This is a genomic window from Kaistia defluvii (genome assembly GCF_040548815.1).
Lineage (GTDB): Bacteria > Pseudomonadota > Alphaproteobacteria > Rhizobiales > Kaistiaceae > Kaistia > Kaistia defluvii_A.
In genome coordinates this window covers 873,602-898,948 of record NZ_JBEPSM010000001.1, presented here as the reverse complement: position 1 = coordinate 898,948, position 25,347 = coordinate 873,602, and the positions used below count along the sequence as shown (strand labels likewise).

Below are 25,347 nucleotides of genomic sequence, written 5' to 3'. Positions count from 1 at the left end.
AGCGATGGCCATTGCCAAGAACACGATCTGCGTCTGGTACGACAAGGACGCCGAGGAAGCCGCCCGCTTCTACGCCAAGACGTTTCCCGACAGCGCCGTGCATGCCGTCCACAAGGCGCCCAGCGATTATCCTTCCGGCAAGGCGGGCGACGTGCTGACGGTCGATTTCACCGTCGCCGGCATCCCCTGCATCGGCCTCAATGGCGGCACCGCGTTCAAGCACAGCGAAGCCTTCTCGTTCCAGATCGCAACCGACAGCCAGGAAGAGACCGACCGCTACTGGAACGCCATCGTCGGCAATGGCGGCCAGGAAAGCATGTGCGGCTGGTGCAAGGACAAATGGGGCATCTCCTGGCAGATCACGCCGCGCGTGCTGACGGACGCGATGGCGGCCGGCGGCGACGAAGCCAAGCGCGCCTTCGAGGCGATGATGGAGATGAAGAAGATCGACGTCGCCAAGATCGAGGCAGCAAGGAGAGGTTAAAAGATGTTGGCAGGCCAGGATGGGCACCCCCTGCGTCAGCACTTTTTCCTTCTACTATCACAGATTGCAGCTACCATAGCTGCAGCTGTTGATGATTCAAAACCTAGGGACTCTGGATGACCGGATGTGCTGAAACTGCGCGCCAGTTGGATATGCATCTGAGGGCCCCGCGGCAAGTTTGGCTCACGGGTGCTGGAATCAGCTTTGAGGCCGGTCTACCGTTAATGTTTCCACTCACCGATCGTATCTTCCAACTACTTGAAAAGGACGAAAGCGGGGGTGGCACGCGTGATCTCATTAAGATGATTAGCGACGATCTTCCAATCGATCTCCATATCGAGCATGTACTGAGCCACTTCGGCGACTTAATAGCGCTGGCAGAACGGTCGAAAGACAAGAAGGCCGCGATCGGAACAATTCGCGTGCATAAGATTGCACTGCAAGATGCCCACCACACCATCCTACGTCACATCCGAGACATTCTAAGGTGGGGATATCGCCCGGCGAACGACGTTGAACCTGAACAGATAGGCAACAAAGAGAAGCCAATCGTCAATATTGAGCACCATCGTCGGTTTATCCGCTCACTGTACAAGGTAAACCGTGCAGGGCTCGACGACCGGCGCGATGCCGTACATTTTGTTACAACAAACTACGACACATTGCTCGAAGACGCGCTGGCGCTGGAGTTGGTACCATATGGTGATGGCTTTGTAGGCGGAGCAATTGCATCGTGGGATGAACAGGCACTGGAGCTTTCCCAGCAAAACTCCAGAACTAGAGCGCTCATTACCAAGCTACACGGATCAATAGACTGGTACAGAAGCGGAGCCGAAGCAGGTCGCGTTTTCCGTGTTAGGCATGACGACCTTTACCCCGACCGTTCAAATGCAAACGGCAATGTTGTCATATATCCCCAATCCACTAAATATATGGCAACACGCGAAGACCCGTTCGGATTTCTGTTCGAGAGGTTTAGGAGGTTACTCGCAAACAATCGTCAACAAGTATTATTTACGTGCGGATACTCATTTGGTGACGATCATATTGATGCAATCATTGAGCAAAGTCTCCTTCACCCCGACAATAAAACCACCCTCGTAGCTTTTTCGAAATCACGTAACGCCAAGCTTCAACGTTGGGGCAGTAGCAGCGCGGGAAATAGAATTTTTGTCATCACAGAGGATGGGCTCTATCGCGGCCCAGATGGCCCCTTTTTCGGGGCAACTAGCAGTGGCGCAAAGCGAGATTGGTGGAGCTTTTCCGGCGCCACTTCATTTTTGGAAGATGGGTTGCCAGCAGATGTTGCGGAGCAGATTGATTGAAAGACTTTGATCTCAACCCGACTCTGCAAATTGGCACCATTTTCGAGACTTCTGGCACAACCATTAAGGTCTCCCTGCGTCGGGACTTGACCGAGCTTGTACAAACGCACGGCGGTACCGTTTACCCTGTCGGCCAGATCGGAAGCCTGATCAAGCTGCACATCGGGAGAACCGTCCTGTTCGCAATGGTCAGACTTCTGCGTCTTCAGACGGAAGAAGAGGCCGCTGCTCAGGGCGCTACTGAAGGACCCGATAGACGTGTCCTCGAGGCGGACCTTTTTGGTGAGGCCCGCTGGATAAAGACAACTGAGACGCTTCAGTTTGACCGAGGAGTGCGAAATTCTCCTCTACCCCTGCACGCAGTTTTCCTAGTTACGTCCTCAGAAACGCGCCGCCTTTATACTGCCATCGAGAAACATAACGACGCGGGACCGAATAAGCTCATATCATTTGGCGCGTACGCAAGTGCGGATAGTGTTGCTTGTCATGCTGATATGGACAAGCTGTTCGGACACCACTTTGCTGTTCTAGGTTCAACGGGGTCTGGAAAATCCACCGCCGTGGCGGCAATTCTCCATTCCGTATTAGATCACAAGGCTAGCGGAGACACGTCATTTCGACCCCGTATAGTCATCATAGATCCCCACGGCGAGTACGGCCCCGCTTTCGGGTCACGGGCGACAGTCTTCAGGGCATACGAGGACTCAGGCTTAGAGGACGGCGCACCCAAGCAGGTGACGCTTCCTTACTGGTTAATGTCTAGCGACGAGTTCCGACGCCTCGTCGTTGGAAAAGGCGAGTTTGAGGCCACTTCGCAGTCCAACGTTGTGTACAAGGCGCTCGCGCACGCGCGAATGCACGCCGCTGGCCTCGTTATCGCGGCGACTGATCCTGAAAGAAATACTGATCCTTCGAGGCACCCTGATCTACCCCGCCCCGCCCCTGGCAGGACAATGGCCGAAATCGCACAGTTTGACCGTGACTGGCCCCTGCCGTTTGACCTAGAAGAATTTAGGAACCATATAGAGGTCTGTCAGAACAATAGATCAGTTGGATCTTCCTGGAAACCACTTACAGATGGTGACTACCAGCAGAAGTTCTCATCCATCATCGATAAGCTTACGGTCCTTCGCTTAGACCGCCGAATTTCATTCTTGATGCGGAATCATGCCGCCGGAGACCCTTCACTTTCCGAGATTCTTGCCCAATTTATTGGTTCTGACTCTCAGCGCCCCAACTCCTCAATTCGAATACTCGATATATCCGGGCTACCTACAGAGGTCGCGGGACCTCTGACTGCAGCGCTGGCTAGGCTGCTGTTCTCATACAAACTCGCACAGACCCGAGCTGAACGAGAATCAGATCCGATTCTCTTTGTTTGTGAAGAGGCTCATCGGTATGTGCCTGATCGCGGCGAAGCACAGTATGCTGCTGCCCAAGACGCTATTCGTCGGATCGCGCGAGAAGGACGCAAATATGGTATTGGACTGATGCTCGTTTCGCAGCGTCCTTCGGACGTTGAGAGCACTGTGCTTTCGCAATGCAACTCTTGGCTCGTGCTTCGGCTGACAAATGGCAGCGATCAAGAGCATGTTGGCCGCTTTCTTCCTGATACTATGTCAGGTCTATTGAGACTGCTACCGTCGCTGCCTCGGCGTGAAGCATTGTTCGTTGGCGAAGCGGCGGCTCTGCCTGCGAGAATCAAGCTAACATACCTGCCTGAGGGCAAGCGGCCGCAATCGAACGACATCTCGTACGCTGCCGGATGGTCCAAAAGTGCCCCGAGTATCGAGGGCATAGGACGCATCGCTGAGCGAATGTCCGGTAAATAATCTAGGGGCCTAGCTTTCCCTTTTGTTCCCCCTCGGCCCCTTCAGAACCGGGGCCTTGGCGCGGTTTTCGTCCTGGAGTTTGCGCCAGCGGCTGAGGCGGTCGGGGTCGAGCGTGCCGGCCTCTAACGCCTAAACGGCGCGGCCGGGCTGCTGCTCATGCGTGCAATCGCCAAGATGGCCGCAGGCAACGGCCAATGCGTGCAATAACCCTGCTGAGATCCATAGCGAAAAACCACTTGTGACGCGGCGCCAAGCGGCGTACATGCCTTCCGTCGCGAAAAGCGACCGCTTCCCTTGATCCGCTCACTGGCGGAGTAAACAGGTGGACGAATTATCGTCCAGGCGGTCAAGCACAAGCCGGCCCTGCGATTGCACGCACGGTCCGGCCAGCGTCTCCCGGAACGACACCGCCTGACTTACAGGCCTCCCCGCAAGCCCCTGACGCCGAACGGTGCCGGCATGCTTGCGCCTATCGGAACGCGCCATGAGCAAACCCCTCACCGTCATTTTCACCGCCATCGTCCTCGATGCCGTTGGCATCGGTCTCATCTTCCCGATCCTGCCGTCGCTGCTGCGCGACGTCACCCAATCCGAAAACGTCACCGCCTACATCGGCATCCTGACCGCGCTCTATGCCGTCATGCAGTTCATCTTCGCACCGGTGCTGGGCTCGCTCAGCGACCGGCTGGGCCGTCGCCCCGTGCTGCTGATCTCGCTCGCCGGCGCGGCGGTCAACTATCTGTTCCTAGCCATTGCGCCCAGCCTCTGGATGCTGCTGCTCGGGCGCGCCATCGCCGGGCTGACAAGCGCCAATATCGCGGTCGCCACCGCCTACATCACCGACATCTCGCCGGAAGATCAGCGCGCACGCCGTTTCGGCCTGTTCAACGCCATGTTCGGCATCGGCTTCATCATCGGGCCGGTGCTGGGCGGCGTGCTCGGCGACGCCTGGCTGCGCCTGCCCTTCATCGCCGCGGCACTGCTGAACGGCTGCAACCTGCTGCTGGCTTTCTTCGTCCTGCCGGAGTCGCGCGCGCCCAGCCGTGAGCCGATCAAACTGGCGGCCCTCAATCCGATCCGGCCGCTGCGCTGGGTCTTCTCGATGAAGAGCCTGCTGCCGATCATCCTGATCTTCTTCGTCTTCAGCGCCACCGGCGAGGCGTACGGCACCTGCTGGGCGCTGTGGGGCCAGGATGCCTTCCAGTGGAACGGACTGTGGATCGGGCTCTCGCTCGGCGCCTTCGGCATCTGCCAGGCGCTTGCCCAGGCATTCCTGCCCGGCCCGGCGGTAAAATGGCTCGGCGAACGCGGCGCCATCCTGACGGGCGTCGCCGGCGCGTCGATCGCGCTGATGGTCATCGCGTTCGCCAGCGAAGGCTGGATCGTCTTTGCGATCATGCCGATCTTCGCGCTGGGCGGCATCGGCGTGCCGGCGCTGCAATCGCTGGCGACCCGGCAGGTCGACGAAAGCCAGCTGGGCCAGTTCCAGGGCGTGCTGGCGTCGACCGTCAGCCTCGCGACGATCGTCGGGCCGCTCACCTTCTCAAGCCTCTATTTCCTGTTCCAGGATCAGTGGCCCGGGGCGATCTGGCTGGCGGTCGTCGTGGTCTACGCGATCAGCGTGCCGCTGGTGCTCGGGTTGCGGTTCAAGCCGCCGGCGGCCGATCCTGTCCTGGCTGAAGGCTGAGCCGGAAACGGCTCAGCGCTTGTTGCCCCGGGGGCCCTTCAGAACCGGCGTCTTGGCGCGGTTTTCGTCCTGGAGTTTGCGCCAGCGGCTGAGGCGGTCGGGGTCGAGCGTGCCGGCCTTGACCGCCGCCTGCACCGCGCAGCCGGGTTCGTGCTCATGCGTGCAATCGCGGAACCGGCAGTTCGGCGCGAGTTCCGTGATTTCGGCGAACAGTTGCTCGATGCCCTCGGCCGCGTCGCTGACATGCAGCGTCCGCATGCCCGGCGTATCGATCACCCAGCCGCCGCCGGCGATCCGGTGCAGCGAGCGCGAGGTCGTGGTGTGGCGGCCCTTGGCGTCGCTCTCGCGGATGCCGCCGGTCTGCTGCGGCGCATCCTGATCGGGGCCGGCCAGCGTGTTCAGCAGCGTCGACTTGCCGACGCCGGAGGAGCCGATCAGCGCCACCGTCTGCCCTTCCCCGCACCAGGGCGCAAGCGCTGCCGCCGCCGCGCCGCTGCGGCCATCCAGCGTGACGCATTCGAGCCCCCGCTGCAGCGCCGTCACCTGCGCCGCATAGGCATCGGCGTCCTCGACGGCGTCGGCCTTGGTGAGCAGGATCACCGGCCGGGTGCCGGCCTGGTTGGCGAGCGCCAGATAGCGCTCCAGCCGGGCGACGTTGAAATCGGCATTGCACGAGGTGACGATGAACAGCGTGTCGACATTGGCGGCGGTCAGTTGCGGCTGGGTGCCGCCCTCGATCCGGCGCTGCAGGAGCGTCTTGCGTTCGATCCGGCGGCGCAGCCAGTTGGTGCCCGGCTCCACCAGCACCCAGTCGCCCACCGCATAGTCGCCGGTGTTGGTATGGGGCTGTAGCATCATCCGGTGGGGACCATCGACCGAGACGGCGCTCATCCGCGCCCGGTGCACGGTCGCGATCCGCATCGGCACCAGGCCGGCATCGTCGGGTCCGATCTGGTCGGCGAAGAATTTCGACCAGCCCATCCCCGCCAGCGTCGAGGGTTCGGCGGCCGGGTCGATCCGCAGGTCGCTCAAGATCGGGCCAGGCGTTTGGGCGTCATCGTCATGGACAGTTTCCCGGGTAACAGGGGGCTAACGCCAGGCTAACGGAAAATCCGCCTGCGGCACGGTTGGCGGCGACCGTCCGACGTCGGGTTCTATAGGCCCCCGCCGCCGCCCGGCGCAAGCGCGTCAACCCCTGGGAGCCTCGCGGGCCTCGAAGAAGGCGCGCATCGCCGTGCTGGCGCGGCCGTGGTGGCGGGCGAGCGCGTCGAGCGCGCCGGCCTCGTCACCGGCCCGGCAGGCGGCCAGCATGTCGTGATGTTCGTCCTGGCCCATGTCGCCGATTGCCGCCAGATGGAAGCGCAGATACCGGTCGGCCGACGCAAGATGTTGTTCGGTCAGCGCAATCAGGCGCGGCAGGCCGGCTTGCGCATAGAGCGTCATGTGGAAGCGGCGGTTCAGCTCGCCCATCCGGCCAGGATCCGTCTCCTGGTCGATCTCGGCCAGGATCTCCTCGGCGATGGTGAAATCCTCCTCGGTCAGATTCGGGATCGAGAGGCGCAGCGCCTGCGGTTCGAGCGCCGCGCGGATGGCGTAATTGTCCATCGCGTCGAGCAGCGTGATCTGGACCACGACGGCGCCGCGATGCGGCTCGAAATCGACCAGGGCCTGCGCCTCAAGTTGCCGTAATGCCTCACGAATCGGCATCCGGCTGACCTTGAAGGTGGTGGCCAGCTCCTCCTGGCGAAGGGGGGTACCCGGAGCAATTGCCCCCGAAAGGATCGCCTCGCGCAGCGTCGCCTCGACATATTCGGTGGCCGTACGATAGCGCGGCGGCGCGGCTTCGAGCAGTTGCGACAGCGCGCTAGTCATCCCATGGCCTCCTCGATCCACCCTTGCCTGTCGATTGGATCCAATCTAACAATTCGTTGACCGAATGCAATGTGGACAGCGACGATGGACATGCGAACCGAGGCCCGCACCACCGATCTCGAGAGGGTGAGCCCAGCCGAAGGCGGCCCTGGCTCCCCGCGCCGATCGGCCGGGCTGACCCAGCCGATCCTGGCGGGGATCATCGCCGCCTTTGTCGGCTTCGCGAGTACGTTCACCGTTGTTTTGCAAGGATTTACAGCCGTTGGCGCAACGCAGGCGCAGGCCGCCTCCGGGCTGCTGGCGATCTGCATCGCGCAAGGCGTTCTGGGGATCGTGCTCAGCCAACGCTACCGCATTCCGATCACCATCGCCTGGTCGACGCCGGGTTCGGTGCTGCTTGCCGCGACGGGCCTGATCCAGGGCGGCTTTCCCGCCGCGGTCGGCGCTTTCATCCTTACCGGCGTGCTGATCATCGCGGCCGGTCTGATCAAGCCGTTCGGTCGGATCGTCTCGGCGATCCCGCCCGTGCTGGCGAGCGCCATGCTGGCGGGCATCCTCCTCAGCCTCTGCCTCGCTCCTGCCAAGGCGGTTGGTCTGCAGCCCGGCCTCGCCCTCCCCGTCGTTCTGGTTTGGGCGATTGTCGGCCGAATCCGGCGGATCTGGGCCGTTCCGGCGGCGGTCGCGACCGCCGTGGCGCTGATTGTCTGGACCCTTCCGCCCGGCGGACTGGCGATCGATCACGCCATCCCCGACGTCGTCTTCATCGTGCCGAGCTTCACCTTCCAGGGGCTGATTTCCCTCGCCATCCCGCTCTTCATCGTCACCATGGCCTCGCAGAACCTGCCGGGAATCGCGGTGATGCGGGCCAATGGCTACGAGCCGCCGGTGGGGCCGGTGTTTCTCGGCACCGGCATCGCCAGCGTCCTGGTGGCGCCACTCGGCGGTCATACGCTGAATTTCGCGGCGATCACGGCGGCGATGTGCGCGGGACCCGATTCGCATCCCGATCCTGCGCGGCGCTGGGTCGCCTCGTTCGCGGGCGGCGTCGCCTATCTGTTCCTGGGGCTTGGCGCCACGCTGGCCGCCGCCCTTGTCACGGCAGCGCCGCAGGTCCTGATCCAGGCCGCGACCGGCCTCGCCCTTCTCGGTGCGTTTGGCGGCGCGCTGGCGGGCGCGATCGGCGTCGCGGCGCACAGAGATGCGGCAATCGTGACGTTTGTAACAGCAGCGTCGGGCCTTTCCTTTTTCGGTGTTGGAGCGGCATTCTGGGGAATAGTCGCGGGCGGAGCCTTCATGCTCCTCAACCGAAAATGGAGCCGATGACGATAGCAGGACTGATCCTCGCCGGAGGCAATTCGCGCCGCATGGGCCGCGAAAAGGCTTTCGTGCAGCTTGGCGGGCAGCCATTGATCGAACGCGCGATTGCCCGGCTCGGCCCGCAGGTCGAGACACTTGCGATCAACGCCAATGGCGATCCGGCCCGGTTCTCCTCCTATGGCCTGCCCGTCCTGCCAGATGACCGACCCGATACGGGGCCGCTGGGCGGCGTGCTCGCCGGCCTGCGTTGGGCCGAGGCATTGGCCGTGCGACCGGACTTTGTCGCCACCGTGCCGATCGATACACCATTCTTCCCCGTCGACCTGGTGGCGCAACTGGCCGCACGCCAGAGCGATGCCCGCCGGATCACCATTGCCGCATCGGGCGACCGCGACCACCCCGTCGTCGCCCTCTGGCCCGTGGCGCTGGCCGATGTCCTGGAGGAATGGCGCCTGACCGCCAAAAGCCAGGGCGTGCGGGCTTTCCTGGCCTCCTGCGGCTTTGCGGTCGTCAATTTCGAACTGCCTCTGCACGGACCCGATCCGTTCCTCAATCTCAACACGCCTGAGGAACGTGACGAGGCGGACGCATGGCTTGGTGTTCCCCGTCCGGCCTGAAACTGCTTTGAATTCCAGGACAGTTGCGGCCCGCCCGCAAAAGGTGGGAAGATGACACAAGAGGGTGCCGGCCAGGGAAGCGGCGCAAGGACCGGCGCTCCAATTCCGGTAGAAACGCGCGTCAGAGGGAATTCAATATGCGTATCGTGAAGCGGGTCGCCATTGCGGCTTTGGCCCTGATGGCTGTCTCCGGCGCCGTTCAGGCGAAGGAATGGAAGAACATCCGGGTCGCCGTCGAAGGCGCGTTCCCGCCGTTCAATTCCGTCAGCGCGGACGGCCAGGTCGGTGGCTTCGACGTCGATATCGCCAAGGCGATCTGCGCGAACCTGAAGGCCGAGTGCACCTTCACCGTCCAGGATTGGGATGGTCTGATCCCGGCGCTGCAGGCCGGAAAGTTCGATACCATCATCTCGTCCATGTCGATCACCGACGAGCGCAAGAAGGTCATCGACTTCTCCCGCCCCTACTACCAGTCGCCCTCCTCCTTCGTGGCGCCCAAGAGCGCCGGCATCAAGGACACCTCGCCGGAAGGCCTGAAGGCCAAGACGATCGGCGCGCAGTCCTCGACCGTGCAGGCGACCGAACTTGAAGAGAAGTACAAGGGCTCCGACATCAAGCTCTATCCGACCCAGGATGAGGTCAATCTCGACCTGGTGGCAGGCCGCATCGACCTGCTTTTCGTCGACAAGCTGCCCGGCCTCGACTGGCTGAAGACGGCGGATGGCGCCAACTACGAGTTCGTCGGCACCGACCTGCCGACCGACGGCGTCGGCGCCGCCGTTCGCAAGGAAGACAGTGATCTGCGCGACCAGATCTCCGCGGCCATCCTCGCCATCAAGGCCGACGGCACCTACGACAAGATCAACGCCAAGTACTTCCCCTTCTCGATCTGGAAGGAATAGGGATCTCGCGAGGCAGGGCACGCACCCTGCCTCGCGGTTCCATATGAAAGGACCGTGGGGGGACGGGCGGCGTGGATCTACTGAGACTGCTGAGTTTCGGGCCGGATGGCTGGGGCGACGAACTGCTCCAAGGCACCTGGCTCACGATCCGGCTCGCTTTGGCTACCGTTCCCTTTGGCCTGGCGCTGGGCTTCCTGGTCGCCCTGGCCAAGCGCAGCCCCAACCGCTATCTCCGCGCCTTCGGTAACGCCTATACGACCGTATTTCGCGGCCTGCCGGAGCTGCTGACGATCTTCATCGTCTATTTCGGCGGCCAGATCGCGCTGCAACGCATCATCGGGCTGTTCAGCGACGCGACGGTTGAGGTCAATGGCTTCATCGCCGGCATGGTGGCGCTCGGCGTGGTCTTCTCGGCCTATGCGTCTGAAGTGTTCCTCGGCGCCTTCAACAACATCACGCGCGGTCAGTATGAAGCCGCCTATGCGCTCGGGCTTCGGCCGTCGACGACGCTTCGGCTGGTCATCATCCCGCAGCTCGTGCGTCTCGCACTTCCAGGCCTCGCCAATCTCTGGCTGATCCTGCTCAAGGACACCTCGCTCGTCTCGGTAATCGCGCTCGACGATCTGCTGCGCAAGACGGGCCTCGCCGTTCGGGTGACCAAGGAGCCCTTCCTGTTCTTCGGCGTCGCCTGCCTCATCTACCTGGCGCTGTCGATGATCTCGTCGATCGGCATCGTCGCGATCGAACGCTGGGCCAATCGCGGCCTGAGGAGAGCGTCATGAATTGGGACGCTCTCGCCACTTATGGCCCGCGCATGCTGCAGGGCCTGGTGGTCACGCTGCAACTGGTCGTCATCTCGATCACGCTTGGCGCGCTGCTCTCGATCCCCGTCGCGCTGGCGCGAATGAGCCGGAGCCGCATCCTGCGGGCGATCTCGTTCGGCTACATGTATTTCTTCCGCGGCACGCCGCTGCTGGCGCAGGTTTTCCTCGTCTATTACGGCGCCGGCCAGTTCCGGACGCAGCTCGAAGCGATCGGCCTCTGGTGGCTGTTCCGGGACGCCTTCTTCTGCTGCGTGCTCACCTTCACGCTGAATACCGGCGCCTATCAGGCGGAGATCCTGCGGGGCGCGATCCGCGCCGTGCCGGCAGGCCAGCGCGAGGCCGCGATGTCGCTCGGCCTCCGGCCGCGGCAGATCTTCCGCAAGATCGTGATGCCGCAGGCGATGCTGATCGCACTACGTCCGCTCGGCAATGAAGTGATCCTGATGGTGAAGGGGTCATCCGTGGCGGCGATCGTGACCGTGTTCGACCTCATGGGCGTCACCCGCCTCGCCTATTCCCGCACGTTCGATTTCCAGGTCTATCTCTGGGCGGCCGTGCTCTATCTGGTGGTGGTCGAGATCATCCGCCGTGTCTGGGACAAGCTTGAACACCGCCTGACGCGACACATGCGATCCGCCTGAGCGCGCGGCAGGGTAGCCCGCCGCGGCGCTGGATGGCAGAGAGTGAAACCCCTATGCCATGCCCTTGTCTTTTTCGAGCGGGATGTAGTTCAGCGGCAGCGCCGTTGCGTATTTGATCTGCTCCATCGCGAAAGCCGAGGAAACGTCGGCAATGTCGATGCGCGAGATCAGGCGCTTGTAGAACAGGTCATAGGCCTCGATGTCCGGCACGACGACGCGCAGCAGATAATCGACCTGCCCGCTCATGCGGTAGAATTCGACCACCTCGGGAACGTCGCGGATGACTTCCGCGAAGCGCTTCAGCCATTCTTCATTGTGCTGGCTGGTCGTGATCGAGACGAACACGGTGACCTTGGCATTCACCTTCTTCGGGTCGAGGACGGCAACGCGCTTGGTGATGACGCCGTCTTCTTCCAGCTTCTGGATGCGCCGCCAGCAGGGCGTGGTCGAAAGGCCGACTCGCCGACCGATTTCCGCGACGGGGATGGTGGCGTCTTCCTGCAGGATTTGCAGGATTTTTCGGTCGAGCCGGTCAATCATTCAGGAACCCTCTGCCTTGGGCCCGGACGATGGGAGCATCATTTTCCAATGACTACTTTTTTCGTCTGGCAATTGAGAATATTATTCCGTGATGAATGCTTATTTCGGCGGATGTTGTCAACTCGGCGCTTAAAGTCGCGCGGCCACCAGGCCTTTCAAGACCGGCAGCAGCTCGGCTTCGAACCAAGGATTCCGCTTGATCCAGCCGGAGTTTCGCCACGAGGGATGCGGCAGCGGCAGGATCCTCGGCGCATGGGTCTCGTCCAGAATAGCCCGCCAGTCGGCGACCGTCTCCGTCAGGCTGCCGCGCACGCGTTTGCCCAGATGGAATTGCTGCGCGTAGAGCCCCACGGCGAGGACCAGATCGACGGCCGGCATCCGGTCCAGCAGCGCGTTGCGCCAGGCGGGTGCGCATTCGCGCCTCGGCGGCAGATCGCCGCCCTTGGCATCGAGCCCCGGAAAGCAGAGGCCCATGGGGACGATGGCGATCCGCGCCTCGTCATAGAATTCCGCTTCGCCTACGCCCATCCAATCGCGCAGCCGATCTCCCGAGGGATCGGTGAACGGCTTGCCGGATGCGTGCACGCGCGTGCCCGGCGCCTGACCCGCGATCAGGATGCGGGCGGTGGCGGAGGCGCGGACGACCGGGCGCGGTTCATGCGGCAGGGGCCGGCCGCGCGGCTGGTCGACGCAGATCCGGCATTGGCGGATCTCCTCAACCAGTTGGTCCAGGTCGTCAGGGGCCGGCGGGGCGGGATTTAGCAATGACTTAACCATGCTCATCAAGTTGGCATTAAGCGTTCGAAACGCAAATTCAGCAACTAGCTAGAGTGCTTCCTTCAAGGAAGTCGTGGGATGCAAGGCCTGACGGCGGCAACGGTCGACACCGAAACAACTCCCCTGCCCAGCGGCCGCGTTGAACGGCGCCGCGGGGGCGTCGACGACATCGCCGATCCGGATACCACCGCCCCCAGTTTCGACCCTGCCAAGTTGCACCTGCGCCGGGCCCTTCTTGCCAGCTACGCGCGAAGCCGGCTTGCCGGCAGCCCGGCCATGGGGGCTCTCATTCTGCTGGCGGCCGGGCTGGCTTCTGCTTGGCTGCCGTCGGCCTCGGTCGTCGTGTGGAGCCTCGTCGCCCTCTGCAGCCACGCGCTGCTCGGCGCTTTGTGCCTCAGCTATCGCAAGCCGGAGGCGATCGACACGCGGCTCTGGAGCGGGCTGTTCGTGGTCGCGGAATGTTTCTGCGGCCTGAGCTGGGTCGGAATTCTCGTCCTGCTCTCGGCGGAGCATGGACCCGAGGCGGCGGTTTTCCAGTTCGCCATCCTGCTGGCCGTTGCCTGTGCCGCCACGGCCCTCGCGGCGGCCCTGCCCGCGGCCGTGACAGCTGCGACGGCACCCGCCGCATTGACCCTCGTCGCCCTGTTCGCGTTTCGCGAGGAGCCTCTGCCGGTCGCGCTCGCCTGGCTATCCGGTGCGACCGCGATCTTCTTCGTCTGTCTCTCGGTGCGCGAGCGTCGCTCAATCCGCGAGGGAATCCTCGCTCGTGCCGAGCATGCGCGTCTTTCCGAGGAACTGCTGGCCGCGCGCGAGCAGGCGGAACACGCGTTTCAACTCGCCGACCAAGCCAGGCTGGCGCGCTCGCGCTTCCTGGCGACGATGAATCACGAATTGCGCACGCCGCTCAACGCCATCCTCGGCTTCTCCGAGGTGATGAAGAACGAAGTGCTCGGGCCGATGCAGAACGGCACTTACCGCGAATATGCCGGCGACATTCATGCGAGTGGCGGCCACCTGCTGTCGCTGATCAACGAGATTCTGGACCTCTCCCGGCTCGAAACCGGACGCTATGAGCTGCACGAGGTGCCCGTCGCGCTGGAGGCGATCGTGCGCGCCTGCGAAAGCATGGTCGCGGGCGAAGCACGCAGCCGCGACCTCCGTCTCGTGCTGGATGTCGAACCCGAGCTGCCGCTGGTGCGGGCGGACCCCGCCGGCCTCCGGCGCGCGGTGCTCAACCTGCTTTCGAATGCGGTGAAGTTCACGCCCGCCGGCGGCACGGTCACGCTTCAGGCGGGCTGGACGGCGGGCGGCGGGCAATACGTTTCCGTGCGCGACACAGGCCCGGGCATTCCGGCCCGGGAGGTTGCCCTCGTTCTCTCGCCCTTCCAGCAGGGCGAGAGCGCCATTCACATGGCCAAGCCGGGCGCCGGAATGGGGCTGCCGATGGTCGAGGCGCTGATCCGTCTCCATGGCGGCACCTTCGAGCTGCGCTCGACAATGGGGGCCGGCACGGTTGCGACCCTGTGCCTGCCGCGCGCCCGCGTGCTGGAGACCCATAGCGAGGACATTCCCGCCCACGAGAACGTCATTCTCTGGCGCTCGGCCGGCTAGATCAGTCCGCCTTGCCCGAGACGCCGGCCTGCGCGAAGGTCGCCATGCCGGTGTGGATCTCCGCCGCCGCCTTGACGAGGCCCGCGGCCATGGCCGCGCCCGTGCCTTCGCCGAGACGCATGCCGAGATCGAGCAGCGCCGTCTTGCCCATCGCCGCCAGCAGCCTGGCATGCGGCGGCTCGGCCGAGACATGGCCGAACTGGCAATGGTCGAGCGAGGATGGGTTGATCTTGTAGAGCACCGCGGCGGCGGCGGTGGCGACATAGCCGTCGATGATGACCGGGATGCGGCTCATCCGGGCGGCCAGGATCGCGCCCGCCATGGCCGCAAGCTCGCGCCCGCCGAGGCGGCGCAGCACTTCCAGCGGATCGCGCAAATGCGCGGAATGCAGCTCCAGCGCCCTATCAATGACGGCTGCCTTGCGGGCTACGCCTTCGGCGTCGACGCCGGTGCCGGGTCCGACCCAGTCGCGGCCTGTGCCGCCGAACAGGCCGGCTGCGACGGCGCCGGCGATCGTCGTATTGCCGATGCCCATTTCGCCGATCGCCAGCAGGTCGATGCCGCCCGCCGTCGCCTCCATGCCGAACGCCATGGTGGCGGCGCAGCCGGCTTCGTCCAGCGCGGGCTCCACCGTGATATCGCCGGTCGGGAGGTCGAGCGCGAGGTCGAACACCTTCAGCCCGAGATCGTAGACGATACAGATCTGGTTGATCGCCGCGCCGCCGGCGGCGAAGTTCTCGACCATCTGCTGGGTGACGCTGGACGGGTAGGCGGAGACGCCCTGCGCCGCGACGCCGTGATTGCCGGCGAAGATCGCGACCAGCGGACGGGTGACGGCGGGGCGCGCCCGGCCCTGCCAGCCGCCCAGCCATTCGGCGAGATCCTCCAGCCGGCCGAGCGAACCGGCCGGCTTGGTCAGTTGCGCATCGCGCGCCCGGATGGCGAGCACGGCCGCTTCGTCGCGCCCCGGCATCTCGTCGAAGAGCGCGCGAATGTCGTCGAAGGGAAGTCCGGAAGCGGAGCGGGCCATGCGTATCTCGGCTAGGTGCGGGGTGGATGGATCGGCACACTTTGCGGCCGGCGGCGGGCGATCTATAACCCTCCTCCAGCGTACCGCAAGCGTCGATGACGCCGAGTCGGTGCGACGATCCGCCGACGGGGGCAATTGCCATGACCGATGACCAGTACCGGACCGTCTTTCGCAACTCCCTGTCGGAACTCGCGGTGGCGACAGCCTTCCTGACGCGGCTGCCGGCCGCCTGGATGGGCGTGGCCGCGGATCGGCGGCCCGATTTCACGATCGCGGCCCGCGCCTTCCCGGGCGTCGGGCTGCTGGTCGGTCTTGTCGGCGCCATCGCCCTGCTGCTCGCCCACGCGCTCGGCCTGCCCCTGCTGGCCTCCGCCGCCCTCTCGCTAGCAGCGACGATCGCGCTCACCGGCGCCTTGCATGAGGATGGTCTTGCCGACACTGCCGATGGTTTCGGCGGTGGCACGACCGCGACGCGCAAGCTGGAGATCATGCGCGACAGCCGGATCGGCACGTTTGGCGCGGTAGCGCTGATCCTGTCGCTGCTGCTCCGCACGACGCTGATCGCCAACCTGCTGCCCTACGGCGCCTGGCCGGTCGCCACCGCGCTGATCGGCGCGGAAATCGTCAGCCGCGCAGCGATCGTCCAGCTCTGGGCGGCCCTGCCGCCGGCGCGCTTCGAAGGCCTCGCCAGCGCCACCGGACGGCCTTCCCGTGACACCAGCCTGACCGCCATCGGCATCGCCGTGGTGGCGGCGCTGATCTGTGGCGCGATCGGAACCGGAATCCTCCCGGCCGTCGTCGCCCTCCTCGTCGCCGGCGCGGCAACCTATGCCTTCCAGCTTCTCTGCGCCTCGCAGATTGCCGGGCAGACCGGCGACACGCTGGGCGCTGCCCAGCAGATCGCGCTCGTCACCTATCTGATGGCGATCGTCGCGGCGACATGATCTCGCCCTGCATCAGCGTCTGCGTGCTCGATCCCGATTCGGAGCTCTGCGAGGGTTGTGGCCGCAGCCTCGACGAGATCAGCCAATGGTCGCGCATGACGGACGATCAGCGCCGCGCGGTGATGAGCCGCTTGCCCGAGCGGCTGGAGAGCCTGGCGAGGGCGAACGTCTGACAGGCCCGATCGCTGGCGCAGCTGCGATCTGAAGTTCGCAGGAAATCGCCGAGAAATCGAAGGTCCAGGCGCCGTCTAAACCCAGTCGCCGCAGCGTGTGATTGCCATCATACGGAGCCGTCCGGTTCTGCCATACGGATGGGTCGCCGGGGGGCAATATCGCAGCCTTGGCCTCGCAGAGGGCTATCATGAAACGCTTGACCTCGATCTCAGCCGCGCTTCTTACCGTTGCAATGATGTCCGCCGCGGCTCAGGCGGCAACGGTGGTCACCGGCGGTCGCTGCACGCAGAAGCAGCTGAGCAACAAGCTGACCAGTTGCGAAACCAGCGAGTTCACCAACAAGGCGGGGCAGACAGGCTACAAATGCACCTGTTCAGACCGCAAGGTGACGCTCAATCCGGGCGTCGATCCCGGCCTCCAGCAGGCGGTGCCCGCGACGAAGCAACTGCTGCAGCAGAACTAGCCGCGAGACGAAGCAGCGGCCCTCTACCAAAACGAAAAAGCGGCCGCCAAGGCGACCGCTTTGTACTCCGCGAGAATGCCCTTCGGGCGGCAGCTTCACGCCGCGGCGTGGGCCTCGGCAATCGCGCGGCGTCCCTCGCGATTTGCCATGACGCTGACGATCAGCAGCTGGCAGAAGTGATAGAGCATGATCGGCGCAATGATCAGCCCCAGCGCCGGCGAGCTCGCAAACATGATCTTTGCGAGTGGCACGCCCGTCGCCAGCGACTTCTTCGAAGCGCAATAGAGGCAGGCGATCGTGTCGGGCCGGTTCAGCCCCATCAAGCGGCATGGGATCAGCATCAGGCCGTAGATGATGAAGAACAGCGCGATCACACCGACGATGATCGCCGCGATCAGGCTGACGTCATGGCCGGCCCAGACGCCTTCTGCGATCGAGTCGGCGAAGGAGTTGTAGACGATCGCCAGGATGATCGCGCGATCGGCGAGGCGGATCGCCTTGATGTTGCGCGTGGCCCAGCCATAGAGCCAATGGCGGGCGATCTGGCCGACGATGATCGGCAGCAGCACCAGCAGCACGATCTTGCCGATCACCGGCAAAAGCGGCATGCCGACGCCGGTCGACGACAGGAACCACGCCATCAGCAACGGCGTTGCGAAAACGCCGATCAGGCTGGAGAGCGTCGCATTGAAGATCGCGACCGGCACGTTACCCCGGGCCAGCGACGTCATCGCGACGGAGGACGAAACCGTCGAGGGCAGCGCCGCCAGATAGAAGAAGCCGATCCAGACTTCCTCCGGGATGAAGCCTTTGAGCGGCGTGCCCAGGGTCAGCACGACGATCGGGAACAGGACGAAGGTGCAAAGCTGAACGGCGATGTGAACGCGCCAGTGCCGGATGCCGGCATGCATTCGCTCGGGCGCCAGGGTCAGGCCATAGAGAAAGAAGATCACCGCGACGCCATAGGTCGCGATCGCGTCCATGTGCAGGACGCCTCCGGATTCGCCGGGGCCGGGAAAGGCAATCGCTGCGATGACCACGAGGACCAGCGCAATCAGGAAGCCGTCGATTGTGAAACCGCGGATCGTCATGTCGGGAGCGCTTTCATTGCAGAAAGGAATCCGCCGGGGCGGATGGGTCCCCCATCCATAGCGAGACAGAGGCTGGCGAGAAAGCGACTTACGGACACAGCACCTTTGACTTAGACGGCGGCCACCGTCTCGTTCGCGGCGGCATAGGCGGCGCTTTCGGCGGCGCTGGCCGCGACCGTTGCCGTGATCTCGTCGACCGCGTCCATGGCACGATGGAACACGTCGATGCCGGCGCTGCGCCCGGCACCCTCGATCGTCAGGATCTGGCGGAAGCGGCGCGCACCGGGACGTCCGTGATAGAGGCCGAGCATATGGCGGGCCATGTGGCTCAGGGGCGTGCCGGCGGCAAGCTGCGCCTCGATATAGGGCAGCATCACCTCGATGATCTCGCGCGGCTCCGCGTCCGGCCGATCCTTGCCATAGATCCGGCGGTCGGCTGCAGCCAGCAGTTCGGGCTCCTGATAGGCGGCGCGGCCGATCATGACGCCGTCGACATGCGCGAGATGCCCCTCGGCCTCGTCGAGCGACTTGATGCCGCCATTGATGCCGATGAAGAGATCCGGCAGGCGCGCCTTCAGGCGGTAGACGCGGTCATAGTCGAGCGGCGGGATATCGCGGTTTTCCTTCGGCGACAGCCCCTGCAGCCAGGCCTTGCGCGCATGCACCCAGAGCGCATCGACGCCTGCGGCTACCAGCAGGTTGGCGAGCGTATCGAGCGCCTCCTCCGGGTCCTGATCGTCGACACCGATGCGGCACTTTACGGTCACCGGGATCGACACGGTGGCCTTCATGGCGGCGACGCAATCGGTGACGCGCTGCGGCTCGCGCATCAGGCAGGCGCCGAACGTACCGGATTGCACTCGGTCTGAAGGGCAGCCGACATTGAGATTGATCTCGCCATAGCCCATCTCGGCGCCGATGCGCGCCGCCTCGCCGACCTTGACCGGGTCCGATCCGCCGATCTGCAGCGCGACGGGCTGTTCCGAGGGATCGAAGCCGAGCAGCTTCTGCCGGTCGCCATGCAGGATCGCCTCGGCGACGACCATCTCGGTATAGAGCAGCGTTTCGCTCGACAGCAGCCGATGGAAATAGCGGCAATGCCGATCGGTCCAATCCATCATTGGAGCGACGGACAGCTTATGTCTTTGATATTGCTGCATAGTTACAAGTCTTGCCGGAGATTAGGTGCCATTCGCCCCTTCTATAGGCGATCTCCGGCCCTTTTGGCCAATCCTGCGATCCCGCCATGGCCCGGCGTCAGCCTGCCAGTGCCGGCTCCCGCTTGCTGACGGCAGCCTGGGCGTTCTGCTGCAGCGCCAATTCCCAGCGCAAGGCGTCGGCAACGATCAGATCGAGGTCGTCGCGTGCCGGCTTGAAGCCGAGGCGCGAGCGGATGAGGTCCGTCGCGGCGACCAGCGAGGGGGGATCGCCGGCGCGGCGGGGGGCGAGACGCACCTCGAAGTCGACGCCGGAGACGCGCTTCACCGCTTCGATGACTTCGAGAACCGAGAAACCACGGCCATAGCCGCAATTCATGGTCAGGCTCTCTCCGCCATCCTCCAGATGATCGAGCGCCAGCACATGCGCGCGGGCAAGATCGCTCACATGGATATAGTCGCGGACGCAGGTGCCGTCCGGCGTAGCGTAGTCCTGGCCGAACACGTCGAGATGCGAACGCTGGCCGAGGGCCGCCTGGCAGGCGAGCTTGATCAGATGTGTGGCGCGCGGGAACGATTGGCCCGAACGGCCCTGCGGATCGGCGCCGGCAACATTGAAATAGCGCAGGACGACCGAGCGGATGTCATGCGCCGCCACGATATCCCGCAGCATCCATTCCGTCATCAGCTTCGACGCGCCATAGGGCGAGATCGGCTGCATGGCCGAGCTCTCGGCGATCGGGCTGACCTCCGGCTCGCCATAGACAGCGGCGGTCGAGGAAAAGATGAAGTTGCGCACCCCGCCCTCGACGGCGGCGGCGATCAGGGCGCGCGACCGGACCGTGTTGTTGAGATAGTAGCCGAGCGGATTGGTGACCGAGTCCGGCACGACGATCGATCCCGCGAAATGCACGATCGCGGTGACGCCGAATTCGCGGATCAGCCGCTTCAACAGGGCCTCGTCGCCGCAGTCCCCCCGAACCAGCGGGACGCCGTCCGGCACCTGGGCGACGAAGCCGGTCGACAGGTCGTCGAGAACCATCGTCTCGCGTCCCGCATCGGCAAGCGCTAGCACCATGTGGCTGCCGATATAGCCTGCGCCACCAGTGACGAGGACAGTCATGTCGAACTCCTGTTTTGGCTCGTCTCTTCAGAAGAAGGCAATGTCATCGGCGCCGATCGGATCCAAGCTCTCGGTAGCTCACCCATTCAGGCCACTTTCAGCATGCCAGCACCACTCGTCCGCGTGGCGCGATCGATCAGCTTATTGTCGATCTTGTTCTCGATCAGGAACTTGCGGGTTTCGTCATAGACGTTGCGCCAGGCAGCGTTGAACCCGTCGTAGCGCCACTGTTCCCAATAGTCCTCGAGCACGAAGCCGCCATCCCGGAACACGTCGAAGCTCGGGATCCGGTAGGTCTCGGCGAACTCTGCCGTCCGGCTGTCATAGGTGAAATAGACCGAGGGCACGCCGTTCGCGAGCGCCATCAGATTGCCATGCAGCCGGTAGCCCAGCACGAGATGCTGCTGGCGGACGAGGGTCTCGTAGTCGGCCACGACATCGGAATAGAACAGCCGCTCGCGATAGAGCCGCTCGATTTCGGGATCGAGATACCATTTCGAGGCCCAGCCATTGGCGCGCAGCGACGCGATCGCCTCTTCCTTCTGCGCGTCGGTGCCGAAGACGAGCTTCTTCTCCTCCACCTCGCCCTGGGCCATCAGCACGGTGTCGAAACGGCGCGCCAACGACTTCACCAGGTCGCGGTGAAAGGTGAGATAGCGCTCGATGTTCTGGGCGTAGGTCGGCGAGACCTCGCGGCGAAGGGTGACGCCTACCTTCTCGATGTCGGCCAGCGGACCCAACTTGATATTCATGTCGGGATCGAGCCGACGGAACGCCGTGGGGCAGCCGACAATGCGGACATTGTGGATGCCGAGATCGGCCAGAACCTCGGCCGAGAAAGCGCCGCGCACGCCGATCGACGTGCTGAGGTCAGCGATGACGCGGAGGACCTCCTGCGTCGCTTCCGACAGCTCCATGCGCCCCTTGACGGGAGCCTGCGCGCCGATGCCGAAGGCGAGCACCGGCAGGCCGAGCTTCTTCAGGACCGCAGCGGTGTCATGCCACTCCATCTCGCCATGGATGTAGTTGGATCCGCGCAGCAGGACGTAGTCATATTCCTCGCGCAGCCGGTCCAGGCTGGGCCAGTCCGGCTTGTTGATCTCGAGGATGCCGATCTTGTCGAAGTTCAGCAGCTTCAACGAGGAATCGAAGACGAACGCATCGCCAATGTTGTGATAGCGATCGATTGAGCGCTGGACGTCCTGGTACTGATACCACCGGACCGAGTCGTGATCGTAGATTTCGCCTGACGGCATTATCACCAGCAAACGTGCCATTCCGGCCTCCTCCTTATCCCCCCAGGGATCCGCTCTTGACGAGCGGTTTGCGCGCAGTTGCCTACGCGCGTTCGAGTTGGCCGACCTCTTCGCCATCCGCATGCGAATGGCGGTCGAGAACGGCGCGATAGAGCGCAAGATGCTGCTCGGCGCAATCGACATGGCCCAGCGGACGGCGCATCGAACCGCGCAGGCCTTCCCAGATCTGGCCATTCGACAGCACCTCGACGAAACGATCGGCGAGGTCCTCTGGCGAGCCGACGCGGAAATGCAGACCGTCCTGGCCGTTCCGTACCTTTTCGGCCATGCCGCCGATATTGCTGCAGAGCAGCGGCCGGCCGTGGAACAGCGCCTCCTGGATCACCACAGGCGAGTTCTCCCACCAGATCGACGGCACGACGACCCAGTCGACCGTCTGCATCAGTTCGGGCATCTCGCTGTTCTGATAGGAGCCGTAGAAGCGGACGCGGCTGCCCGCGTCGTCGATCAGCTTCTTCATCCGCGCCTGGAATTCAGGCGGCTGATATTCGAGATTGGCGCCAAAGATCATCAGGCGCGAGTCCTCGCCCCAGATGCGCTCCGGCACGCGCGCGACCGCATCGATCAGGACGTCGACGCCCTTGAACGGCGTCATCTGGCCGAAGAAGGCAAAGCGGCTGCGCCGCTGCTCCGCGCCGGGCAGAACGCGGGGCGGCGCGGGTTCGCCAATCGCCAGGCCGTTTTCGATGACGAAGAGCTTGTCCGGCGACAGGCCCCAGGCGGCATAGCGCTCGGCCAGAAAGCGGCTCGGCGAGACGTAGACGTCGGCGAGTTCCAGCATCGAGCGGACAAAGCGCTCGCGCTTCAGGAAGCTGGCCGGCGCGATATCCGGGAAACAGCTGTGGCAATCCGTCGGCGACGCGCGGCGGCAGAGCTGGCCGCTCTTGGTCTTCACCATCTGGCCGTGGTGATGACAGATCGACAGGAACTCGTGGAAGGTGACGACGATCGCCGCGTCGGGCAGCGCCTCGCGAATAGCGTAGAGCGCCTCCAGGCCGAGGCCGAGAATATGATGGAAGTGCACGACATGCGGATTGATGTCGCGGACGAAGCGCACGAGATCGCGGCGGATGTCATCGGTGTTGCGGTTCGAAAGGTAGAAGTGGTCGAAGTCGTCGCTGTGGAACAGAATGTCCGAGGCGCTCTGGCGCAGGCTCATCAAGGCGGTGCCCGCATGGCGCGGGGTCGGCGAGCCGACGCGGGCGAGATAGACCGACTTGATCCCCGCCAGGGCGTTCAGGCCCTTGTGCAGGTTGTGCGAAGCGATTTCCCCGCCGCCAAGCGACAGGCTCGGATGGCCGTGGCTGATGACGAGGACGCGCAGTTCTTCGGTCATGCCGCCTCCGAATGGACCATGGCGTGGATGGTCTCCGCCCAGCGCGCGGTGAAGACGGCGCGATCGACGCTGCGGGCGTGAACTTCCCAGGCATTGACGCCGTCCTGGGGCGATTCGGCGCCCAGCACGCGGACACCGGGTAGCCACCAGGCCTTGAGGCCCGCCTTCGCCAGACGCAGCGCCAGGTCGAGCCCCTTTTCGCGATTGCCGAGATAGCCATGGCCATCCTGGCCCAGCGCGGCGATGGCTGATTTCGACAGGATGCAGCATTCGAGATTGGCAGCCGGCGTGGCCGAGGGACCGATCGAATCCAGCGTCGCGGCGGGATAGCCGACATAGTTCTCGGCCAGACCGCTCTCCTCGTCGGAGAGCCGGTATCCGGCCCAGCGGATCGAATCGTCCTCATAGATCAGCGCCGGCGAGATGATCACCGATGCGTCATGCTCCTGATGCGCTGACCTAAGGCGGCCGAGCCAACCGCGCTCGGCCGGAACCAGGGCTGCCGAGAACAGCACGACGCGATCCGTCTTCGCAACATCGGCTCCGACGATCAGGGCATCGAAGACATCGGAAAAGGCGCTGACGGCGACCAGATCGATCGAAAGGCCGTAGAATTCCGCCAGTCGGCGGATTTCGCCACGCAGTTCGCCGATCGCCTGTTCGGGGCCGGCGAGAATGATCGGCGCCACGCGGATCTGCGGATCCAGCGCCATCAGGGCCACCAGTGTGGTCACGTCCGTCGTCTGGTCGTCGAGTCCGATCACGAGGGTGGTGTCAGCGCCGCCTGAAACAAGCGTGCCGACATGCTCGACGCCTTCGACGCCCGCCGGCTTCGTTGCGGCGGAAGCAACCAGAGGGATGAGATGGCGCTCGACCAGTTCGGAGACGGAAGTGGCGCGGGCGCTGATCGACTTCAGCTGTCGGGTGACGGCCTCGCGATAAGAAACCCGCTTCGGCACCACGGGAAGATAGGCCGGCGGTGCATGGGGGATGGCGAACTCGATATAGATCGGTGCGCTGCCATCAGGGTCGAAATCCGGGATGAAGGCCACGAAGCCATGGCTGTGGCGATCGGGATCGAGCTGCGAAAGGAACGGCGCCTTGCCATCGAAGGCGCGGGTGACGTCGGGCCGATCGATGCGGCTCCAGATCGGTTTCAGGTCGACGGATGCCTGGCGGCGGCGCAGCTTGATCGCCTCGACGCGGTGGTCCGGATCGAGCAGCCAGCCGCTGATCAGCAGGCCGCCCTGCTCGATGCGGAGCGCGTGGTCGATCGCCATCCGCACCGGAAGCGCCAGGGCCGAAACCGTGTCCAGCCCCTCATAGCGGTAGGCCGCTTCGCGGAGCCGTCCGATGACCTCGGCCGAGCCCCGCAACTTCGGCAGGATGGCGCGGGCATAGCCGGGCGTATCCCGGGGCGAGGCAAGCAGGCGCTGCTCGTAAACGTCGGCATAGCGCCAGCCGTCGCGGCTGCGCACATAGACGCGCTGCATGCCGAACGGATCGATCGGCTCGGGCGCAACCAGGAGGGCTGCGAAGCCCTTGCCGTTGTTGTTCAGGTCCTGGCGATCGAAGGCGGCCGCCGTGCATTCGGCGATCTGCGGTGTCCCACCGGCGATCAGCACACGACTCACGCCCGCGCTCATCTCCTGCGACCAGCCCTGCAGATAGACGTCGCCGTCCTCGAACGCACCGATGATCTCGATGAATCCGTCGGCCTTGGCGCCCGCCTCGACAAAGGCGGTCATGGCGGCAAGCTTGCGCCGGCTCATCGGGCCCGCGCTCAGCATGCCGATGATGGCGTCCACGACGGCCGGCATTCCGGGCCCCGCCAGATCGCCAAGCGCGCCCGCCAAGGCGGCTGGCCGCATGAGATCCGGCAGCAGCCGATAGGTGACCGACCGCCCCTGCCCGCGGAACGTCACCGCGTTCAGCCGTTCGCCCTTGAGCGGACCGGTAAACACAAGCGCGACGAACCCATGCGACGCGCGGCCTTTGGCGTCGACCAGGGGCCAACTCACGATCGGCGCCTTGCCGGGCAAGGCGGGGTCACCATTGAGCAACAGCGGCTGGGGACCGTTCATCGGCGCGCCGGAGCCAAGGATCAGGATGAGAGTCTCGTTGATCGGACAGGCGATCGCGGTCTCGACGACGGGCTGGGTCGCGCCTTCGCGTCGGGACGCCGGCCCCGGCGAGCCCTTGGCCGTGACGCCCGTTTCCTTGGGAAGGGTTTCCCTGGTTCCGGGTTCCTCGTCGCCGCGATACATCATTCGGTTCCGGTCTC

24 protein-coding genes are annotated in these 25,347 nt (G+C 64.3%); 13 read left to right on the top strand and 11 right to left on the bottom strand.

Going from position 1 to position 25,347, the window contains the following annotated elements; all coding sequences use genetic code 11:
• Positions 1-4: 4 nt before the first annotated feature.
• The 4 genes from ABIE08_RS04240 to ABIE08_RS04220 all read left to right on the top strand — a co-directional run bounded on the left by ABIE08_RS04240 (position 5) and on the right by ABIE08_RS04220 (position 5,328).
• Positions 5-484 (top strand): VOC family protein, encoded by a 480-nt coding sequence (locus tag ABIE08_RS04240; protein ID WP_354548988.1) that lies wholly within the window; start codon positions 5-7, stop codon positions 482-484.
• Positions 485-600: 116 nt separating this feature from the next.
• Complete coding sequence (locus tag ABIE08_RS04235; protein WP_354548986.1) at positions 601-1,809, top strand: SIR2 family protein; 1,209 nt, start codon at positions 601-603, stop codon at positions 1,807-1,809.
• The gene (locus ABIE08_RS04230) at positions 1,806-3,641 is read left to right on the top strand and encodes an ATP-binding protein (RefSeq protein ID WP_354548985.1); all 1,836 of its coding nucleotides are present in this window, start codon (positions 1,806-1,808) and stop codon (positions 3,639-3,641) included. The genes ABIE08_RS04235 and ABIE08_RS04230 overlap by 4 nt, the downstream gene beginning before the upstream one ends.
• Before the next feature lie 484 nt (positions 3,642-4,125).
• Positions 4,126-5,328, top strand: a complete 1,203-nt coding sequence (locus ABIE08_RS04220; protein WP_354548984.1) for a TCR/Tet family MFS transporter — start codon at positions 4,126-4,128, stop codon at positions 5,326-5,328.
• A 12-nt stretch (positions 5,329-5,340) separates the two neighbouring features.
• Here ABIE08_RS04220 and rsgA read toward each other — a convergent pair whose 3' ends face one another.
• Both rsgA and ABIE08_RS04210 read right to left on the bottom strand, forming a co-directional pair.
• Positions 5,341-6,309, bottom strand: coding sequence for a ribosome small subunit-dependent GTPase A (gene rsgA / locus ABIE08_RS04215; RefSeq protein WP_354551568.1), 969 nt, complete (start codon positions 6,307-6,309; stop codon positions 5,341-5,343).
• A 207-nt stretch (positions 6,310-6,516) separates the two neighbouring features.
• Positions 6,517-7,200: a GntR family transcriptional regulator gene (locus ABIE08_RS04210; RefSeq protein ID WP_354548983.1), complete on the bottom strand. Its 684-nt coding sequence runs from the start codon at positions 7,198-7,200 to the stop codon at positions 6,517-6,519.
• Positions 7,201-7,284: 84 nt separating this feature from the next.
• On the opposite strand from ABIE08_RS04210, the gene ABIE08_RS04205 reads away from it, so the two are divergent.
• The 5 genes from ABIE08_RS04205 to ABIE08_RS04185 all read left to right on the top strand — a co-directional run bounded on the left by ABIE08_RS04205 (position 7,285) and on the right by ABIE08_RS04185 (position 11,501).
• Positions 7,285-8,523, top strand: coding sequence for a benzoate/H(+) symporter BenE family transporter (locus ABIE08_RS04205; protein ID WP_354548981.1), 1,239 nt, complete (start codon positions 7,285-7,287; stop codon positions 8,521-8,523).
• Positions 8,511-9,134 (top strand): molybdenum cofactor guanylyltransferase MobA, encoded by a 624-nt coding sequence (gene mobA / locus ABIE08_RS04200; RefSeq protein WP_354548980.1) that lies wholly within the window; start codon positions 8,511-8,513, stop codon positions 9,132-9,134. Before ABIE08_RS04205 ends, mobA begins: the two co-directional genes overlap by 13 nt.
• Positions 9,135-9,271: 137 nt before the next feature.
• On the top strand, positions 9,272-10,036 hold the full coding sequence (locus ABIE08_RS04195) for an ABC transporter substrate-binding protein (RefSeq protein WP_354548978.1): 765 nt from the start codon (positions 9,272-9,274) through the stop codon (positions 10,034-10,036).
• Positions 10,037-10,107: 71 nt separating this feature from the next.
• Positions 10,108-10,818 (top strand): ABC transporter permease, encoded by a 711-nt coding sequence (locus tag ABIE08_RS04190; RefSeq protein ID WP_354548977.1) that lies wholly within the window; start codon positions 10,108-10,110, stop codon positions 10,816-10,818.
• Positions 10,815-11,501, top strand: coding sequence for an ABC transporter permease (locus tag ABIE08_RS04185; protein ID WP_354548976.1), 687 nt, complete (start codon positions 10,815-10,817; stop codon positions 11,499-11,501). Before ABIE08_RS04190 ends, ABIE08_RS04185 begins: the two co-directional genes overlap by 4 nt.
• Positions 11,502-11,552: 51 nt before the next feature.
• On the opposite strand, the gene ABIE08_RS04180 is transcribed toward ABIE08_RS04185, so the two are convergent.
• Positions 11,553-12,041 carry an Lrp/AsnC family transcriptional regulator gene (locus ABIE08_RS04180; protein WP_029073853.1) on the bottom strand — a complete coding sequence of 163 codons (489 nt, stop codon included), beginning with the start codon at positions 12,039-12,041 and terminating at the stop codon, positions 11,553-11,555.
• Between the two features lie 129 nt (positions 12,042-12,170).
• The gene (locus ABIE08_RS04175) at positions 12,171-12,818 is read right to left on the bottom strand and encodes a uracil-DNA glycosylase family protein (protein ID WP_354548975.1); all 648 of its coding nucleotides are present in this window, start codon (positions 12,816-12,818) and stop codon (positions 12,171-12,173) included.
• Positions 12,819-12,896: 78 nt separating this feature from the next.
• On the opposite strand from ABIE08_RS04175, the gene ABIE08_RS04170 reads away from it, so the two are divergent.
• Positions 12,897-14,429, top strand: a complete 1,533-nt coding sequence (locus ABIE08_RS04170; protein WP_354548973.1) for a sensor histidine kinase — start codon at positions 12,897-12,899, stop codon at positions 14,427-14,429.
• Position 14,430: 1 nt separating this feature from the next.
• On the opposite strand, the gene cobT is transcribed toward ABIE08_RS04170, so the two are convergent.
• Positions 14,431-15,459, bottom strand: coding sequence for a nicotinate-nucleotide--dimethylbenzimidazole phosphoribosyltransferase (gene cobT / locus ABIE08_RS04165; protein ID WP_354548972.1), 1,029 nt, complete (start codon positions 15,457-15,459; stop codon positions 14,431-14,433).
• Positions 15,460-15,599: 140 nt separating this feature from the next.
• Here cobT and ABIE08_RS04160 point away from each other — a divergent pair, with 140 nt between their 5' ends.
• The 3 genes from ABIE08_RS04160 to ABIE08_RS04150 all read left to right on the top strand — a co-directional run bounded on the left by ABIE08_RS04160 (position 15,600) and on the right by ABIE08_RS04150 (position 17,040).
• Positions 15,600-16,403 (top strand): adenosylcobinamide-GDP ribazoletransferase, encoded by an 804-nt coding sequence (locus tag ABIE08_RS04160; protein ID WP_354548971.1) that lies wholly within the window; start codon positions 15,600-15,602, stop codon positions 16,401-16,403.
• Positions 16,400-16,576 (top strand): DUF1289 domain-containing protein, encoded by a 177-nt coding sequence (locus ABIE08_RS04155; protein ID WP_354548970.1) that lies wholly within the window; start codon positions 16,400-16,402, stop codon positions 16,574-16,576. The genes ABIE08_RS04160 and ABIE08_RS04155 overlap by 4 nt, the downstream gene beginning before the upstream one ends.
• A 188-nt stretch (positions 16,577-16,764) precedes the next feature.
• Entirely contained in the window at positions 16,765-17,040 is a 276-nt protein-coding gene (locus ABIE08_RS04150; protein WP_354548968.1) for a hypothetical protein, read from the top strand.
• Between the two features lie 95 nt (positions 17,041-17,135).
• Here the strand turns inward: ABIE08_RS04150 and ABIE08_RS04145 are convergent, their stop codons facing one another.
• The 6 genes from ABIE08_RS04145 to ABIE08_RS04120 form a co-directional block, all read right to left on the bottom strand.
• Positions 17,136-18,131 (bottom strand): bile acid:sodium symporter family protein, encoded by a 996-nt coding sequence (locus ABIE08_RS04145; protein WP_354548967.1) that lies wholly within the window; start codon positions 18,129-18,131, stop codon positions 17,136-17,138.
• Positions 18,132-18,241: 110 nt separating this feature from the next.
• The gene (gene dusA / locus ABIE08_RS04140; RefSeq protein ID WP_354548966.1) at positions 18,242-19,291 is read right to left on the bottom strand and encodes a tRNA dihydrouridine(20/20a) synthase DusA; all 1,050 of its coding nucleotides are present in this window, start codon (positions 19,289-19,291) and stop codon (positions 18,242-18,244) included.
• A 97-nt stretch (positions 19,292-19,388) separates the two neighbouring features.
• A complete protein-coding gene (galE, locus tag ABIE08_RS04135; protein WP_354548964.1) occupies positions 19,389-20,411 on the bottom strand; it encodes a UDP-glucose 4-epimerase GalE in 1,023 nt (340 codons plus the stop codon).
• 86 nt (positions 20,412-20,497) lie between these two features.
• A complete protein-coding gene (locus ABIE08_RS04130) occupies positions 20,498-21,688 on the bottom strand; it encodes a polysaccharide pyruvyl transferase family protein (RefSeq protein WP_354548963.1) in 1,191 nt (396 codons plus the stop codon).
• A 61-nt stretch (positions 21,689-21,749) separates the two neighbouring features.
• Positions 21,750-23,063, bottom strand: a complete 1,314-nt coding sequence (locus tag ABIE08_RS04125; protein WP_354548962.1) for a glycosyltransferase family 4 protein — start codon at positions 23,061-23,063, stop codon at positions 21,750-21,752.
• On the bottom strand, positions 23,060-25,330 hold the full coding sequence (locus ABIE08_RS04120) for a hypothetical protein (RefSeq protein WP_354548960.1): 2,271 nt from the start codon (positions 25,328-25,330) through the stop codon (positions 23,060-23,062). The genes ABIE08_RS04125 and ABIE08_RS04120 overlap by 4 nt, the downstream gene beginning before the upstream one ends.
• Between the last annotated feature and the right edge of the window lie 17 nt (positions 25,331-25,347).

Excerpts from the sequence above, each read along its gene's own strand:
- ABIE08_RS04240 (WP_354548988.1), top strand. The coding sequence starts at position 5 with ATGGCCATTGCCAAGAACACGATCTGCGTCTGGTACGACAAGGACGCC.
- ABIE08_RS04235 (WP_354548986.1), top strand. The coding sequence starts at position 601 with ATGACCGGATGTGCTGAAACTGCGCGCCAGTTGGATATGCATCTGAGG.
- ABIE08_RS04220 (WP_354548984.1), top strand. The coding sequence starts at position 4,126 with ATGAGCAAACCCCTCACCGTCATTTTCACCGCCATCGTCCTCGATGCC.
- rsgA (WP_354551568.1), bottom strand. The coding sequence starts at position 6,309 with ATGGGCTGGTCGAAATTCTTCGCCGACCAGATCGGACCCGACGATGCC.
- ABIE08_RS04210 (WP_354548983.1), bottom strand. The coding sequence starts at position 7,200 with ATGACTAGCGCGCTGTCGCAACTGCTCGAAGCCGCGCCGCCGCGCTAT.
- ABIE08_RS04205 (WP_354548981.1), top strand. The coding sequence starts at position 7,285 with ATGGACATGCGAACCGAGGCCCGCACCACCGATCTCGAGAGGGTGAGC.
- mobA (WP_354548980.1), top strand. The coding sequence starts at position 8,511 with ATGGAGCCGATGACGATAGCAGGACTGATCCTCGCCGGAGGCAATTCG.
- ABIE08_RS04195 (WP_354548978.1), top strand. The coding sequence starts at position 9,272 with ATGCGTATCGTGAAGCGGGTCGCCATTGCGGCTTTGGCCCTGATGGCT.
- ABIE08_RS04185 (WP_354548976.1), top strand. The coding sequence starts at position 10,815 with ATGAATTGGGACGCTCTCGCCACTTATGGCCCGCGCATGCTGCAGGGC.
- ABIE08_RS04180 (WP_029073853.1), bottom strand. The coding sequence starts at position 12,041 with ATGATTGACCGGCTCGACCGAAAAATCCTGCAAATCCTGCAGGAAGAC.
- ABIE08_RS04175 (WP_354548975.1), bottom strand. The coding sequence starts at position 12,818 with ATGGTTAAGTCATTGCTAAATCCCGCCCCGCCGGCCCCTGACGACCTG.
- ABIE08_RS04170 (WP_354548973.1), top strand. The coding sequence starts at position 12,897 with ATGCAAGGCCTGACGGCGGCAACGGTCGACACCGAAACAACTCCCCTG.
- cobT (WP_354548972.1), bottom strand. The coding sequence starts at position 15,459 with ATGGCCCGCTCCGCTTCCGGACTTCCCTTCGACGACATTCGCGCGCTC.
- ABIE08_RS04160 (WP_354548971.1), top strand. The coding sequence starts at position 15,600 with ATGACCGATGACCAGTACCGGACCGTCTTTCGCAACTCCCTGTCGGAA.
- ABIE08_RS04155 (WP_354548970.1), top strand. The coding sequence starts at position 16,400 with ATGATCTCGCCCTGCATCAGCGTCTGCGTGCTCGATCCCGATTCGGAG.
- ABIE08_RS04150 (WP_354548968.1), top strand. The coding sequence starts at position 16,765 with ATGAAACGCTTGACCTCGATCTCAGCCGCGCTTCTTACCGTTGCAATG.
- ABIE08_RS04145 (WP_354548967.1), bottom strand. The coding sequence starts at position 18,131 with ATGACGATCCGCGGTTTCACAATCGACGGCTTCCTGATTGCGCTGGTC.
- dusA (WP_354548966.1), bottom strand. The coding sequence starts at position 19,291 with ATGCAGCAATATCAAAGACATAAGCTGTCCGTCGCTCCAATGATGGAT.
- galE (WP_354548964.1), bottom strand. The coding sequence starts at position 20,411 with ATGACTGTCCTCGTCACTGGTGGCGCAGGCTATATCGGCAGCCACATG.
- ABIE08_RS04130 (WP_354548963.1), bottom strand. The coding sequence starts at position 21,688 with ATGGCACGTTTGCTGGTGATAATGCCGTCAGGCGAAATCTACGATCAC.
- ABIE08_RS04125 (WP_354548962.1), bottom strand. The coding sequence starts at position 23,063 with ATGACCGAAGAACTGCGCGTCCTCGTCATCAGCCACGGCCATCCGAGC.
- ABIE08_RS04120 (WP_354548960.1), bottom strand. The coding sequence starts at position 25,330 with ATGTATCGCGGCGACGAGGAACCCGGAACCAGGGAAACCCTTCCCAAG.